Raw genomic sequence first — 14,302 nt, forward strand, 5'->3', positions numbered from 1 at the left:
TATGTACCTCATTCAAGGGCAGTACCATGCGGACCTGACGCTGGACCAGGCATTGGTACGGTTGACGGGCGAACTGGCGCACACGCTGAGCCATCCCTGCGGTATCGAGACCGTGCTGGCCTGCGCCGGTCGGTTTGCCGAGAAACTGCTGGACGGTGAGTTCCTGGCTGAACTCGATGCCGCTCTAAGGGAGCAGCTCCGAGCGTTCTGCCAGCCTGACGTTCTGCGCGCCAAGCTGGAGAACGAACTGGGTGTCAATCCATTCTCCTTGCGTCGTCGCGATTATCGGGTCCCCCGCTTCGAGAGCTGGCGGCCGCTGGGTCTCATCCTGCATATCACCCCAGGCAATGCGCCGCTGCTGCCATTCTTTGCCGTGCTGGAAAGCTTGCTGGTGGGCAATGTCAACTGGCTGCGCCCCAGCGGGCGCGATCAGGGCTTGAACACTCGGTTGCTGCAGGCCTTCCTGCAATGCGATCGATCCGGCGAGCTGGCCAACCATGTGGCGGTATTGCCGGTGGCCAAGGCCGAGCTTTCGAAGTTGATGCCCTATGCCGACGGTGTTTCGGCCTGGGGGGGAAACGAGGCATTGAAGACCATTCGCGACCAGTTGCCTGACGGCTGTCGATGGATTCCCTGGGGGCACAAGGTCAGTTTTGCCTGGCTGGTGCCGGAGGCGGTCGATGAGTGTGCGCTCGATGCGCTGGCCGACGAGGTCTGCCGCCTCGACCAGCAGGCCTGCTCCAGCCCGCAGGTGGTGTTCATCGACAGCGACGATGCGGACACGTTGCGAGCGTTGGGTGGGCAGTTGGCCGCGGCGATGCAGCGCCGCCATGCCCACTGGCCTGCACTGTCGCCCAGTGTGCAGGAGGCCGCGCAGGTCACCACCAAGCTGGCATTGGCCGAGCTGGATCACGCATTCGTCGATGGCAGAGGCCAGGTCTGGAGGGGGCAAGGTTGGCAGATTGTCCTTGAGCATGTGATGGCACTAGAGCCTTCGCCGCTGTTTCGCACGATCCTGCTTCGGCCATTGCCGCGCCGGGCGGTGATGCATGCCCTGCGACCTTGGCGTACCCGGTTGCAGACTTGCGGCTTGGTCAGCTCAGCCCACGAGTTCGCCCACCTCAGCCAGATGCTCCTGGCCGCTGGGGTCGACCGGGTCACGTCGGTGCAGACGATGCACGACGGCTACAGCGGTGAGCCTCACGATGGCGTGTATGCCCTGAGCATGTTCGCGCGCCGGGTCTCCGTGAGCCTGACGGAGGGCAGCCTGCCTGGGCAGGCGACCCTGGATGCCCGTGGCCAGGCACCCGCCGGCATGGAAGGGCAACCGATCATGAGCCGCAGTGCATTTCTGGACGGCTCGATGAGTGCGCACGCGCAGTTGTTCTTCCGCACTGGCGGTACCACGGGAACGCCAAGCCTTGCCGGTTATACCTACCGCGATTATCACCGGCAGATGCAGGCTGCGGCCGACGGACTGTTTGCCGCCGGCCTGGAGCCTGGCAAGGACCGGGTCATCAACCTGCTGTACGGGGGAAATCTATACGGCGGCCTGCTCAGTTTCTTCACGGTCCTGGACAAGCTGGGCGTCAGGCACTATCCGATGGCGGGGCCCCAGGGTGATGATTATCGCGGGATCGCCCAACTGATCGTCTCCGAAGGAATCGACACCGTGATCGGCATGCCAACCACGGTGCACCAGTTGTTTTCCCGCGAGGCTGCAACACTGCGTGCCTATGGCGGGATCCGCAAGGTACTGCTGGGCGGTGAACATCTTGCACCGGCGCAGCGCACGTTCATCCAGGGCTTTGGCGTCGAGACCATCCGCTCCGCGCTCTATGGCTCTGTCGATGCCGGCCCCTTGGGTTACACCTGCGCGTCCAGCCCGGACGGGGTCTTTCACCTGATGGGTGATACCCAGTGGCTGGAGATCGTCGACCCCGAACGCGATGAGCCTGTCGCCCCAGGTGAGGCGGGGCGCTTGCTGTTCACCTCGAAGGCTCGGGAAGGGCATGACGTCACCCGTTACGACATCGGCGACATGGGGCGTTGGGTGAATGGCCAGTGCCCATGCGGCGTGCCGGAGCCACGTTTCGAGCTGCTGGGGCGTCACGGTGCGCGGGTGCGCGTTGGTTCGCTGTTCATCCAGCCACAGCGGCTAGCCGCGCTGGCCGAAGCGCCGGTGCAACTGCACCTTGAAGTCAATCCTGACCATGGCCTGGAGCGTATTCGCCTGCTGGCGGAGGCAGAACCCGGCCTGGTAAGGGCCAGGGTGTGTGCCGACGCGGAGTTGAGCAAGGCATTGTCGCTTGGGTTGCTGGAACTGGAAGTGTGCCAACGGGCACAACAGCACTTCGAAAGTCACCCGCAGACTGGGAAGACACCGCTGGTCATCGACAAACGTCGCTGACCCACCGTGCATGAAGAGGACGCAGAAACATGGATTACTCCAGCAAATGCCCGCTTGCACTGGCATGGCTCGTCGATCATGTCCGAGCCCATTCCCCTTACTATGCCCGGCTGTATCGGGACCTCCCGAAAGCGGGCTGGACACTGGCCGACCTGCCGATGGTCGATGCCCAGCAGTATTGGGCGCGCGGGGCGGTGCTCGAAGACTGGCCCGTGCTGACGGGGCCGGTAACCGACGCGATCGTCTACAAGACCGGTGGCACGACCGGCGCGGCCAAGCACTCGGTCTACACCCAGGCAGAGTGGGATCAATTCATCACGACGTTCGGGCGCAGCCTGTGTGCCTGGCTCGAGCCCGGTGACCGTGTAGCCAACTTGTTCTTCGCGGGCGACCTGTATGCCAGCTTCCTGTTCATTCAAGGGGCGTTGGCCAAGACCCAGCTGCCGATCTGCGTGTTCCCCTTCACCGGCGCGGTCGATCCACAGGCGCTGGCGACGCAGGTCACGCAGCACGGGATCAACGTTCTGGCGGGCGTGCCGGGGAAACTCCTGCACGCCATCGCCAGTCTCGAACAGGACGGTATCCAGCTGCCAGGGGTGAGGACGGTCCTGTATGGCGGGGAAAGCGTGTTTGCCGAGCAACGCGCGTTGTTCAAGGCGGTGCTGCCCAACGCCAAGGTGGTATCGATCGGCTGTGCCAGCGTGGACGCGGGCCTGATTGGCGCCAGCACGGTCGATTGTGCACCGGGTGAGCATCGTGTCTTCGAGCCCGACACCCTCGTCGAAATCGTTGATGAAGCCTCGGGCGAGCCAATTCACGAGGCCAACCGTACCGGCCTGTTGCTGGTGACCAACCTGACGCGTGCCTTGATGCCCGTTATTCGCTACCCCGTCGGTGACCTAGCGCAATGGACCGAAGCACCAGGGAGCGCCAGCCGCAAGTTCAAGCTCGCAGGGCGCAGCAGCCTCGGTCACCGGGTGAGGATCGGTTATGCAACGCTCTTCCCGGACGAACTGGCGGTGGCTATCGAGGAGCGCTTGGGGCAATGCCAGTGGCAACTGGTGATCGACAGGAAGAACGGCACCGACTTCATCGTGCTTCGTATTGCTCATCCTGGTGACGGCGGATGCGCCGAGGCATTGCTGCAGTCTCTGAAAGCAGGCGACGCTGCTGTGGTCGAGCTCATGGAGAAGGGGGCGCTGGTAGTGTCGGTCAGTTGGTGCCAACCCTTGGATCTGGTGACGAATCAGCGAACGGGCAAGTTGTTGCGTGTTGTCGACAGACGAGACTATCAGCCCCTGCTCGAGGAGGCTGCTCGATGATATTTGTCCGTGGATTCGAGGAGCATGATGCGGCGCAGGTCAGTGCGTTGTTCAACAGGGTCTATGGCGAAGACTATTTCTACCCGGAGATCTATCTGCCCTCCGTCATCTGCCAGCACAACCGGACGCGGCGCTGGCAATCCGTGGTCGCGCTGCAGGGAGGCCATATTGTCGGTCATGCCCTGCTGTGGCGCTCATCGGAGGATGAACGCCGTGCCGAGCTGGCCATGATCGTCGTCGATCCCCAGGCGAGGGGACAGGGCATCGCGACCCGCTTGGGCCGGCACTTGTGTGACTTGGCTCGTCGGCAACACATGGCGGTGTTGACGATCAAGATGGTCGCCAGCCACGTGTGGACACAGCGACTGGGGGCTGCACTGGGGTTCCAGGCCACGGGGCTGCTGCTCGATTACGTCGATTCGCCGATCTGCCATCCCGCGCGGGAAACCGCCATCCTGGGTGTGCTGCCCTTGCAGGCGCTACCTCTGCCTCTGATGGACATGCCAGGTGACCAACCGCCGTGGATAGCCCCGTTGATCGAGCAATTCGGAGCGGTTTCGGCCGGTTTTGTCGGGGATCGTGCGGCACTGACGAAAATTGCGGTCCAGGATGATCGCCTGGACCTGATCATCGAGTGCGCAAACCACCTCTCGATCATCGAAGCCTCACGATTGTCGTCTACCCGGATGACCCACGTCTGGGTAAGGATGGATGCCAATCTGCCAATGGCGTTGTCGGTGCTCCATCAGGCAGGTTATGCCGACATGGGGCTTGCCCTGGGGCCTGGGCGGCATTGGTACTGGTTGCTGCAGCGCGGCTTTTCCGGCCGCCCGTTGCAGCTTCACAGCCCGACGGCGCGTGCGTTGCTTGCCAGCGTGAAGCAACAGGCGCTCCACGCCGAAGCGTGCTGAGTATCGGGAATGGCGGGCATTAAAAAGCCGGCTTGTGGCCGGCTTCTCGGGGACGGTCTTGGCTCATTTTTGATAAGCCGCAACCGCCTTAAACGGTTGGCAACATGGCCTGAAAAAGATGGCGGACGGCTGTGTGAGGCGTCGCCAGGCCCTCTGGAATGCGGCTTGCACCATCAGGGGGCGTGATGTGCGGCGTAGCATACTAGGGCTCGGGGCCTGTGCCCAGCAAAAAATGGTGCGAGGTGTTTCAGGCTGGGCGCGTCGGGCGCAGACACGACCACCAGAACACCCAGCCGAGGATCTCCAGGTGTTGGGCCCGGCGCTGGTACGCGGTATAGCGTTCGGTCGGGTGGTTGAGGCGGTCATGGCTGTGCAGGCACAGGGTGCCGTGGCGGCCAAGGGTGAGCTGGTGCACGCGCAGCTTGCCATTGTGCAGCAGTGCGTAGCACTCACCCTCGACGACCCGGGTGAAGCTGCGGTCGACTGCCAACAGTGTGCCTTGTGGCAGGTAGGGCGCCATGTTATTTGCCGGCATGCCAATGCAGAACGCGTGTTGCGTGGCCACGCGGACGCGGTCGAGAGCCTCCCTGGGGATTGGCTGATGAAGGCCCGGCACGGCCTCGAGGCCACTTTCGTGGGGGTGAAAGAGGGGTAGGGGGACGCGTTCCGCGCCCAGGGCCAGCAATGGCGCGGGTGGTTCCTCGCGCGGTCTGGCCGGACGGGGTGGCGTAAAAGGCCCCGGGTGCTTTGGGCCCTCGCCACTGCGCAGCCAGCGCGGGTGCACACAGAACAATCCGGCGATTTCCTCCACGCGCGCCTGGGGCACGCCGCGCTTGAGCCAGTTGTTGACGTGCTGGGGGGTGACCTTGCGTTGGGCGGCAAAGTCCGAAGGGGTCAGGTTGCACTCCTGCAGGAGAGCTTTGAGGCGGTCGCCAGAAGTGTTCATGCGGGCGAGTCTATCGCCCTGATAAACGTGTGGAAATGAACCTGATGTCGAAGGGGGCTGTAGGGTAAATCGCGATTTGCAGGAGATTGCCTAGGATGCTGTAGGGCAATTCCTGCGCCCACAAAAAAGCCCTGCCGAAGCAGGGCTTTCTCTGTCAGCTTCAGCCTTTGTAGGCAGCGACCGACTTGGTGATCGCGGCGCGGGCGGCGTCGGCGCCTTCCCAGCCTTCGATCTTGACCCACTTGCCCTTCTCGAGATCCTTGTAGTTCGCGAAGAAGTGCTCGATCTGCTGGATCAGCAGGGCCGGCAGGTCGGTGTATTCCTTCACGTCGACGTACAGCTGGCTCAGCTTGTCGTGAGGCACGGCGATGACCTTGGCGTCGCCGCCGCCGTCGTCGGTCATGTTCAGCACGCCGACCGGACGGGCGCGGATCACCGAGCCTGGGGCGACTGGGTAAGGGGTCACGACCAGTACGTCCAGCGGATCACCGTCGTCGGCCAGGGTGTTGGGGATGAAGCCGTAGTTGGCCGGGTAGAACATCGGGGTGGCCATGAAACGGTCGACGAACAGGGTGTCGCTGTCCTTGTCGATTTCGTACTTGATCGGCGCGTGGTTGGCCGGGATCTCGATAGCGACGTAGATGTCGTTCGGCAGGTCTTTGCCGGCTGGAATCTTGCTGTAGCTCATTGGGCAATGCCCCCGTGTTTGATCAAAAAAGTGGCGGCGATTATAGGCACATTCCCACAGTGGGTGCCACGCCCGGCCGGATGTGCGGGGCGATCAGCCGTGGTGCTCACGGTAATCCGGGTGTTCGGTTTGCAGCCGGGCCAGGCGCGTCAGTGGGTCCTGGCGGTAGAACAGCGCCAACTGCTGGTAGACCGCCGGAAAAGCCTGGTGCAGCAGGTCGGGGGCGCTGAAGAAGTACTCGCTGGTGACGGCGAAGAACTCCGCCGGGTTTTCCGCGGCGTAGGGGTCGATGGCGGTCTCTGCGTCGGGGTTCTGGTCGAGCTGGCGGTTCATGGCGTCGTAAGCCTGCTGCATGGCCTGGGCCCAGTCTTCCACGCGCATGCCGTTGTGCAGCGGTGGCAGGCCATTGGCGTCGCCATTGAGCATGTCGAGCTTGTGCGCCAGCTCGTGGATGACCAGGTTGTAGGCCTCCCAGCCCCCGCTGGCCAGCACCCCGGGCCAGGCCAGGATCACCGGCCCCTGTTGCCAGGCTTCGCCGCTGTGCTCGGCGTCCCACACGTGTTCCACGCCGCTGGCGTCGCGGTGGCGCTGGGGGCTGAGGAAGTCGTCGGGGTAGAGGATGATCTCGTGGAAACCCTGGTACCAGTTCAGTTCGCCCAGGTGCAACAGGGGCAGTTGCGCCTGGGCGGCGAGGAACAGGCGCTGCTCGTCGTCCAGTTCGACGCCGGGCAGGGCGGTCAGGTGCTTGTCATGCAGGAACAGCACGCAGGCCTCACGCAGCCAGCGGTCTTCCTCGTCGCTGATGCCATCGAGCAGCGGCAGGCGATCGCGGATCACCAGCCACTGCTGATTGTCGACCGGGTAGCGGGCCAGGGTGCGCCGCCGGCGCCAGGCGCTGAACGACCACATGCCGCGGTCAGTGGGCCTTGGCCGCGCGGCTGAAGCGGCCGCGCAGCAGGCCGAGGATCATCGGCACCAGCGACAGGACGATGATGCCGACCACCATCAGCGACAGGTGCTGCTTGATGAATGGCACGTTGCCGAAGAAGTAGCCCAGCGTGACCAGGCCGCCGACCCACAGCAGCGAGCCGGCCACGCTGAAGGCCAGGAAGCGCGGGTAGTGCATGTGGGCGATGCCGGCGACGAACGGCGCGAAGGTGCGCAGGATCGGCAGGAAGCGCGCCAGGGTGACGGTCTTGCCGCCGTGGCGTGCATAGAACTCGTGGGTGCGTTGCAGGTAGTCCTGGCGGAAGATCTTCGACCTGGGGTTGCGGAACAGGCGTTCGCCCGCGGTGCGCCCGATCACGTAGTTGGTGCTGTCGCCCAATATGGCCGCCGCCATCAGCAAGCCGGCCAGCAGCACCGGGTCCATGCCGCCGCCCGCGGCCACGGCGCCGGCGATGAACAGCAGCGAGTCGCCAGGCAGGAAGGGCATCACCACCAGGCCGGTTTCGCAGAAGATCACGGTGAAGAGGATGGCGTAGATCCATGGACCGTAATTGGTGACCAGCAGGTCGAGGTAGGCATCGAGATGCAGGATGAGGTCCAGCGGGTTGAAGTCCATGTACAGCACCTGTGTTCTTGACCCGCTTCTACGGGCGCGCGATGACGGAGAGCGTCGTTGACGTGGGGGATTTACCTGTGGAAGGTAACTTTTCACACATGACAGGAAGGGGATTATACGGCGAAGTCGAGGATATGCCCGGAGAGTTTGTAGCGGGGGGTTACCGTGTAGGAGCGGCTTCAGCCGCGATGCAGGCAGCGCCGTGCCTGGCACCCGCGTTGCGGGTGATCGCGGCTGAAGCCGCTCCTACAGGTCCGAGGTGAGGCAGGCGTTCAGTCCTGGCTGATTGGCAGGATGTAGTTGTCGAACTCGGTGTCCTTGCGAAAGCCCATGGACTCGTAGGTCTTCCTCGCCACCTCGTTGTCGCTGCTGGTGGCCACGCGCATGCGCACGGCGTTGGTCTCTTTGGCCATCTTCTTGGCTTCGCGCATCAGGTGGTCGGCCACCAGCATGCGCCGCGAGTCTTCGGCCACGTAGATGTCGTTGAGGATCCACACGCGCTTGAGTGACAGCGACGAATAGCTTGGGTAGAGCTGGCAGAAGCCCAGCAGACGGTCGTCGGCGTCATCCGGCAGGGCCAGGTAGATGATCGATTCGCTGCGCATGAGGCGTTTTTGCAGGAATTTGCGCGAGCTGTCCGGGTAAGGCAGCTGCCCATAGAACTCACGGTACTTCACGAACAGCGGAGTGAGCAGGTCGAGGTGCTCGAGGGTTGCCTTGATGATGCGCATGTGCGGGCCTCTGAGTCCATGTGGGGGTACGGCGGATTGCCAGCTGCGTCAGTACGCATGCTGCCTAATGCAGGGTAGAAGCGCAATCCGCCTTCCATGACATGTTTCTTACCCTTCTCCGAGTAGGAAATTTCCGCTTTTGGTGCCGGTGTTATTGCTGTCGATGCTATGGACCTCCGCTTCGTCCTTGAGGTTCACCCCCGAAAGCTGTCGCCGGCAGGCTTCACGCATCAAGTACAGCAGGCGATGGGCGGCCATGCCATAGCTCAGGCCTTCCAGGCGCACGTTGGAGATGCAGTTGCGGTAGGCGTCGGTGAGGCCGACCTTGGGCGCGTAGGTGAAGTACAGCCCGAGGCTGTCGGGCGAGCTCAGGCCCGGGCGTTCGCCGATCAGCATCACGGTCATGCGCGCGCCCAGCAGTTCGCCCACTTCGTCGGCCACCGCCACGCGGCCCTGTTCCACCAGCACCACCGGGGCGCTGGTCCAGCCTTCGGCGGCGGCCTGCTCCTCGAAGCGGCTCAGGAAGGGTAGCGTGTGGCGGTGCACGGCCAGGGCGGAGAGCCCGTCGGCAACGACGATGGCCAGGTCCACCCCGCCAGGGTTGGCCTGGGCATGCTCGCGCAAGCGCTGGGCCGAGTCCTCGTGCAGGCGCCGGCCCAGGTCGGGCCGTTGCAGGTATTGGTGGCGGTCGCTGGCGGCGCTGTGCAGCAGCAAGCTGTCGCGGCCCCGGTCACTGAGCTGCTGGCGCAGGCCGGCGTGGTCGAAGGGCAGGTGCACGGCGTCGCGGGCCTGGGCGTGGGCATACTGGAAGTCCAGCTGGGCGCCGGTGGGCAGGCTGATGCCGGTGCGCCCCAGGGCGATGCGCGCGGGGGTAAGGTTGCGCAGCGCCAGCCAGGGGTTGTCCGGGGTGGGGGTATGTCGATCCATGGTCACCTCTAGGCCAGGTGCGCCAGTGCGTGGCGGAAGGCCGGTGGCAGGTTGTCGCCGAAGCGCACGCGGCCATCGGCCTGGGTGAAGATACCCGTGCGCTCCAGCCAGGCCTCGAATTCCGGCCCGGGCTTCAGGCCCAGGGTCTGGCGGGCGTAGAGCGCGTCGTGGAACGAGGTGGTCTGGTAGTTGAGCATGATGTCGTCGGAACCGGGGATGCCCATGATGAAGTTGATCCCGGCCACGCCCAGCAGGGTCAGCAGGGTATCCATGTCGTCCTGGTCGGCTTCGGCGTGGTTGGTGTAGCAGATGTCGCAGCCCATCGGCACGCCCAGCAGTTTGCCGCAGAAGTGGTCCTCGAGGCCGGCGCGGATGATCTGCTTGCCGTTGTACAGGTATTCCGGGCCAATGAAGCCGACCACGGTGTTGACCAGGAATGGCTTGAAGTGGCGGGCCACGGCGTAGGCGCGGGTTTCGCAGGTTTGCTGGTCGACGCCATGGTGGGCGTTGGCCGACAGCGCGCTGCCCTGGCCGGTCTCGAAGTACATCAGGTTCTGCCCGACCGTGCCGCGCTTGAGCGACAGACCGGCCTCGTAGCCTTCCTGCAGCACGTTGAGGTTGATGCCGAAGCTGGCGTTGGCCGCTTCGGTGCCGGCGATGGACTGGAACACCAGGTCCAGCGGCACACCACGGTTGATCGCCTCGATCGAGGTGGTGACGTGGGTGAGCACGCAGGCTTGGGTGGGGATCTGGTAGCGCTGGATGATGGCGTCGAGCATCTCCAGCAGGGCGCAGATCGAGGCAATGCTGTCGGTGGCCGGGTTGATGCCGATCATGGCGTCGCCGTTGCCGTAGAGCAGGCCGTCGAGGATGCTGGCGGCGATGCCGGCCGGCTCGTCGGTGGGGTGGTTGGGCTGCAGGCGGGTCGACAGCCGGCCGCGCAGGCCCATGGTGCCGCGGAACTGGGTGACCACGCGGATCTTTTGCGCCACCAGCACCAGGTCCTGTACACGCATGATCTTCGACACCGCGGCGGCCATTTCCGGCGTCAGGCCCGGCGCCAGGGCGCGCAGGCTGTGTTCGTCGGCCTGCTCGCCCAGCAGCCAGTCGCGCAGGCCGCCGACGGTCAGGTGGCTGACCGGGGCGAAGGCCTGTTTGTCATGGGTGTCGATGATCAGCCGGGTGACTTCGTCCTGCTCGTAGGGGATCAGCGCCTCGTTGAGGAAGTGCGTCAGCGGGATGTCGGCCAGGGCCATCTGCGCCGCGACCCGCTCACCATCGTTGCTGGCGGCGACGCCCGCCAGGTAATCGCCCGAGCGCGCCGGGCTGGCCTTGGCCATCACTTCTTTGAGGCTGTCGAAACGGTAGATCTGGTGACCGACCGTGTGCACGAAACTTGCCATACAGAATCTCCAGGGCGCCGCAGGGCTGGCCTGCGGCGTGGGTCGGCGCTCAGTGCAGGGCCTCTTCGGCCTGCTGGATCGCGGCGAATTCCTCTTCGGGCGTGCCGGCCACCAGGTGATGGCGGCTGTAGAAAGCAAAGTAGGCAATCAATACGGCATAGATCAAGGCGGCGCCGATCACCACCCGCGGATCGACCAGGAAGCCGGCGACCACGGCGATGCAGGCCAGCACCAGGGCCACGCCCGAGGTGAAGATGCCACCTGGGGTGCGGTACGGGCGCTCCATTTTCGGCCGGCGGATGCGCAGGGTGATGTGCGCGGCCATCATCAGCACGTAGGACAGCGTCGCGCCGAACACCGCCACCAGGATCAGCAGGTCGCCCTGGCCGGTCAGCGACAGGGCGAAACCGATGATCCCGGGGATCACCAGGGCCAGCACCGGCGCCTTGCTCTTGTTGGTTTCCGACAGCTTGCGCGGCAGGTAGCCGGCACGGGACAGGGCGAAGATCTGCCGCGAATAGGCGTAGATGATCGAGAAGAAGCTGGCGATCAGGCCGGCCAGGCCGACCAGGTTGACGAAGCCGCCCATCCAGGTGGAGCCGCCATAGGCTTTGGCCAGCGCCTCGACCAGTGGGTTGCCCGAGGCCTTCAGTGCGTCGGCACCGGCGCCGCCAGGGCCGACCACCAGGATCAGCAGGGCGAAGGCGAGCAGTACCAGCATGGCGCCGATCAGACCGCGGGGCAGGTCGCGCTTGGGGTTCTTGGTTTCCTCGGCGGCCAGGGGTACACCCTCGACCGCAAGGAAGAACCAGATCGCGTAGGGGATCGCCGCCCACACGCCGACGTAACCGAACGGCAGGAAGCTGCTTGCACCAACCGCGTCGGTCTTGGCGATGTCGAACAGGTTGGCTGCATCGAAATGGGGCACCATGCCGATCAGGAACACGGCCAGGGCAATGGCGGCGATGGCCGTGATGATGAACATCAGCTTCAGCGCCTCGCCGACCCCGAAGATGTGGATGCCGATGAACACGATGTAGAAGGCGAGATAAATCATCCAGCCGCCGATGCCGAACAGCGACTGGCAGTAGGCGCCGATGAACACGGCGATGGCCGCGGGGGCGATGGCGTACTCGATGAGGATCGCCGTGCCGGTGAGGAAGCCGCCCCAGGGGCCGAAGGCGCTGCGGGCGAAGCCGTAGCCGCCGCCGGCGGTGGGGATCATCGACGACAACTCCGCCAGGGAGAAGCACATGCACAGGTACATGGTGGCCATCAGCAGGGTGGCGAGGAACATGCCGCCCCAGCCGCCCTGGGCCAGGCCGAAGTTCCAGCCGGCGTAGTCGCCGGAGATCACGTAGGCCACGCCCAGGCCCACCAGCAGGACCCAGCCGGCGGCGCCTTTCTTCAGTTCACGTTGCTGGAAATAGTCCGAGCCGACTTTTTCGAAGTCGACGGAGGAGCTCGCCGGCGCGCCGGCGGAGTGATCGCTTGGCATGGTGTTCACCTGTTTTTTTCGTTTTTGAGTGGTGAAGGTGTTGCAGGATGTGGGCCAGGGGACGGTTCGCCAGCAAGCTGGCTCCTACGGGGACAGGTAGGAGCCAGCTTGCTGGCGAAGGGGCTTAGAAGAAGCCCAGCGGGTTGATGTCGTAGCTCACCAGCAGGTTCTTGGTCTGCTGGTAATGGTCGAGCATCATCTTGTGGGTTTCACGGCCGACGCCGGACTTCTTGTAGCCACCGAACGCGGCATGCGCCGGGTACAGGTGGTAGCAGTTGGTCCACACGCGGCCGGCCTTGATACCGCGGCCCATGCGGTAGGCGCGGTTGATGTCGCGGGTCCACACACCGGCGCCGAGGCCGAACTCGGTGTCGTTGGCGATGGCCAGGGCCTCGGCTTCGTCCTTGAAGGTGGTGACGCTGACCACCGGGCCGAAGATTTCTTCCTGGAACACGCGCATCTTGTTGTTGCCCTTGAGCAGGGTCGGCTGGATGTAATAGCCGCTGGCCAGCGAGCCCTCGAGTTGCTCCACCTTGCCGCCGGTGAGCAGCTCGGCGCCTTCTTCCTGGGCAATCTTCAGGTACGACTGGATCTTCTCGAACTGCTGCTGCGAGGCCTGGGCACCAACCATGGTGTCGGTGTCCAGTGGGTCGCCGCGCTTGATCTGCAGCACCTTCTTCATCACCACTTCCATGAACTGCGGGTAGATCGACTCCTGCACCAGCGCCCGCGACGGGCAGGTGCACACCTCGCCCTGGTTGAAGAACGCCAGCACCATGCCTTCGGCGGCCTTGTCGATGAAGGCAGGCTCGGCCTGCATGATGTCCTCGAAGTAGACGTTGGGCGACTTGCCGCCCAGCTCGACGGTGGACGGGATGATGTTCTCGGCGGCGCACTTCATGATGTGCGCGCCGACCGGGGTGGAGCCGGTGAAGGCGATCTTGGCGATGCGCTTGCTGGTGGCCAGGGCTTCGCCGGCCTCGCGACCATAGCCTTGCACCACGTTGAGCACGCCCTTGGGCAGCAGGTCGCCGATCAGCTCCAGCAGCACGGTGATGCCCAGCGGGGTCTGCTCGGCGGGCTTGAGCACCACGCAGTTGCCGGCGGCCAGGGCTGGGGCGAGCTTCCAGGCGGCCATCAGCAGCGGGAAGTTCCACGGGATGATCTGGCCGACCACGCCCAGCGGTTCGTGGATGTGGTAGGCCACGGTGTTTTCGTTGATCTCGGCGGCGCCGCCTTCCTGGGCGCGGATGCAGCCAGCGAAGTAGCGGAAGTGATCGACCGCCAGGGGGATGTCGGCGTTGAGGGTTTCGCGGATCGGCTTGCCGTTGTCCCAGGTTTCGGTGATGGCCAGCACTTCGAGGTTCTGCTCGATGCGGTCGGCGATGCGCAGCAGGACGTTGGAGCGGTCCTGCACCGAGGTGCGGCCCCAGGCATCGGCGGCGGCATGGGCGGCGTCGAGGGCCTTGTCGATGTCTTCTGCGGTGGAGCGGGGGAACTCGGCGATCGGCTGGCCGTTCACCGGCGAGGTGTTGGTGAAGTACTCACCCTTTACCGGAGGAACGAACTCACCACCGATGTAGTTGCCATAGCGGCTCTTGAAGGAAACCTTCGCGCCCTCGGTACCGGGATGTGCGTAACGCATGGTGTGTCTCCTGGTCGTTGTGATTGTTGCGGAGTTACCAAGCGTAGAGCAAAGGTTGGGCCAGTGCCGTGGGGCCCTTGCAAATCAGTGACTTGGGTCAGTGTCCGGGGCGCTGCGGCGATGCCTTGTGCCAGGCGTGGCACGGGGTGGGTGACACTTTGTACCGTTTCCGGCGCGCCCATGACTCGGTGGTCAGCGCGGCATTGCAAAGCGTTCGCGCCTGGAGGATGCTGGCGGGACGATCGATCTGCGGAGAA

At 64.5% G+C, this 14,302-nt stretch carries 12 protein-coding genes; 3 read left to right on the top strand and 9 right to left on the bottom strand.

Annotated elements, in window-relative coordinates; translation table 11 throughout:
• Window position 1: 1 nt before the first annotated feature.
• From PSEEN_RS02910 to PSEEN_RS02920, 3 genes are read left to right on the top strand one after another with little or no spacing between them, the layout of a single operon-like run.
• A complete protein-coding gene (locus tag PSEEN_RS02910; RefSeq protein WP_011531996.1) occupies window positions 2-2,410 on the top strand; it encodes an acyl-CoA reductase in 2,409 nt (802 codons plus the stop codon).
• A gap of 29 nt (window positions 2,411-2,439) precedes the next feature.
• Window positions 2,440-3,732, top strand: coding sequence for a phenylacetate--CoA ligase family protein (locus PSEEN_RS02915; RefSeq protein ID WP_011531997.1), 1,293 nt, complete (start codon window positions 2,440-2,442; stop codon window positions 3,730-3,732).
• The gene (locus tag PSEEN_RS02920) at window positions 3,729-4,643 is read left to right on the top strand and encodes a GNAT family N-acetyltransferase (protein WP_011531998.1); all 915 of its coding nucleotides are present in this window, start codon (window positions 3,729-3,731) and stop codon (window positions 4,641-4,643) included. The genes PSEEN_RS02915 and PSEEN_RS02920 overlap by 4 nt, the downstream gene beginning before the upstream one ends.
• A 247-nt stretch (window positions 4,644-4,890) precedes the next feature.
• Here PSEEN_RS02920 and PSEEN_RS02925 read toward each other — a convergent pair whose 3' ends face one another.
• The 9 genes from PSEEN_RS02925 to exaC form a co-directional block, all read right to left on the bottom strand.
• Window positions 4,891-5,589 carry a LexA family transcriptional regulator gene (locus PSEEN_RS02925; RefSeq protein WP_011531999.1) on the bottom strand — a complete coding sequence of 233 codons (699 nt, stop codon included), beginning with the start codon at window positions 5,587-5,589 and terminating at the stop codon, window positions 4,891-4,893.
• 160 nt (window positions 5,590-5,749) lie between these two features.
• Window positions 5,750-6,277, bottom strand: a complete 528-nt coding sequence (gene ppa / locus PSEEN_RS02930) for an inorganic diphosphatase (protein ID WP_003255365.1) — start codon at window positions 6,275-6,277, stop codon at window positions 5,750-5,752.
• Between the two features lie 93 nt (window positions 6,278-6,370).
• On the bottom strand, window positions 6,371-7,186 hold the full coding sequence (locus tag PSEEN_RS02935) for a M90 family metallopeptidase (RefSeq protein WP_011532000.1): 816 nt from the start codon (window positions 7,184-7,186) through the stop codon (window positions 6,371-6,373).
• 7 nt (window positions 7,187-7,193) lie between these two features.
• A complete protein-coding gene (locus tag PSEEN_RS02940) occupies window positions 7,194-7,841 on the bottom strand; it encodes a DedA family protein (RefSeq protein WP_011532001.1) in 648 nt (215 codons plus the stop codon).
• A 272-nt stretch (window positions 7,842-8,113) separates the two neighbouring features.
• Window positions 8,114-8,572, bottom strand: a complete 459-nt coding sequence (locus tag PSEEN_RS02945) for a GNAT family N-acetyltransferase (RefSeq protein WP_011532002.1) — start codon at window positions 8,570-8,572, stop codon at window positions 8,114-8,116.
• A gap of 108 nt (window positions 8,573-8,680) precedes the next feature.
• Window positions 8,681-9,499, bottom strand: coding sequence for an ethanolamine ammonia-lyase subunit EutC (gene eutC / locus PSEEN_RS02950; protein ID WP_011532003.1), 819 nt, complete (start codon window positions 9,497-9,499; stop codon window positions 8,681-8,683).
• 8 nt (window positions 9,500-9,507) lie between these two features.
• Window positions 9,508-10,902: an ethanolamine ammonia-lyase subunit EutB gene (locus PSEEN_RS02955; protein ID WP_011532004.1), complete on the bottom strand. Its 1,395-nt coding sequence runs from the start codon at window positions 10,900-10,902 to the stop codon at window positions 9,508-9,510.
• Between the two features lie 49 nt (window positions 10,903-10,951).
• Entirely contained in the window at window positions 10,952-12,400 is a 1,449-nt protein-coding gene (gene eat / locus PSEEN_RS02960; RefSeq protein ID WP_011532005.1) for an ethanolamine permease, read from the bottom strand.
• Window positions 12,401-12,524: 124 nt separating this feature from the next.
• Window positions 12,525-14,045 (bottom strand): acetaldehyde dehydrogenase ExaC, encoded by a 1,521-nt coding sequence (gene exaC, locus PSEEN_RS02965; RefSeq protein ID WP_011532006.1) that lies wholly within the window; start codon window positions 14,043-14,045, stop codon window positions 12,525-12,527.
• Window positions 14,046-14,302 lie beyond the last annotated feature (257 nt).

Source organism: Pseudomonas entomophila L48 (assembly GCF_000026105.1).
Lineage (GTDB): Bacteria > Pseudomonadota > Gammaproteobacteria > Pseudomonadales > Pseudomonadaceae > Aquipseudomonas > Aquipseudomonas entomophila.

Excerpts from the sequence above, each read along its gene's own strand:
- PSEEN_RS02940 (WP_011532001.1), bottom strand. The coding sequence starts at position 7,841 with ATGGACTTCAACCCGCTGGACCTCATCCTGCATCTCGATGCCTACCTC.
- ppa (WP_003255365.1), bottom strand. The coding sequence starts at position 6,277 with ATGAGCTACAGCAAGATTCCAGCCGGCAAAGACCTGCCGAACGACATC.
- eat (WP_011532005.1), bottom strand. The coding sequence starts at position 12,400 with ATGCCAAGCGATCACTCCGCCGGCGCGCCGGCGAGCTCCTCCGTCGAC.
- PSEEN_RS02920 (WP_011531998.1), top strand. The coding sequence starts at position 3,729 with ATGATATTTGTCCGTGGATTCGAGGAGCATGATGCGGCGCAGGTCAGT.
- PSEEN_RS02945 (WP_011532002.1), bottom strand. The coding sequence starts at position 8,572 with ATGCGCATCATCAAGGCAACCCTCGAGCACCTCGACCTGCTCACTCCG.
- PSEEN_RS02915 (WP_011531997.1), top strand. The coding sequence starts at position 2,440 with ATGGATTACTCCAGCAAATGCCCGCTTGCACTGGCATGGCTCGTCGAT.
- PSEEN_RS02935 (WP_011532000.1), bottom strand. The coding sequence starts at position 7,186 with ATGTGGTCGTTCAGCGCCTGGCGCCGGCGGCGCACCCTGGCCCGCTAC.
- PSEEN_RS02955 (WP_011532004.1), bottom strand. The coding sequence starts at position 10,902 with ATGGCAAGTTTCGTGCACACGGTCGGTCACCAGATCTACCGTTTCGAC.
- exaC (WP_011532006.1), bottom strand. The coding sequence starts at position 14,045 with ATGCGTTACGCACATCCCGGTACCGAGGGCGCGAAGGTTTCCTTCAAG.
- eutC (WP_011532003.1), bottom strand. The coding sequence starts at position 9,499 with ATGGATCGACATACCCCCACCCCGGACAACCCCTGGCTGGCGCTGCGC.
- PSEEN_RS02910 (WP_011531996.1), top strand. The coding sequence starts at position 2 with ATGTACCTCATTCAAGGGCAGTACCATGCGGACCTGACGCTGGACCAG.
- PSEEN_RS02925 (WP_011531999.1), bottom strand. The coding sequence starts at position 5,589 with ATGAACACTTCTGGCGACCGCCTCAAAGCTCTCCTGCAGGAGTGCAAC.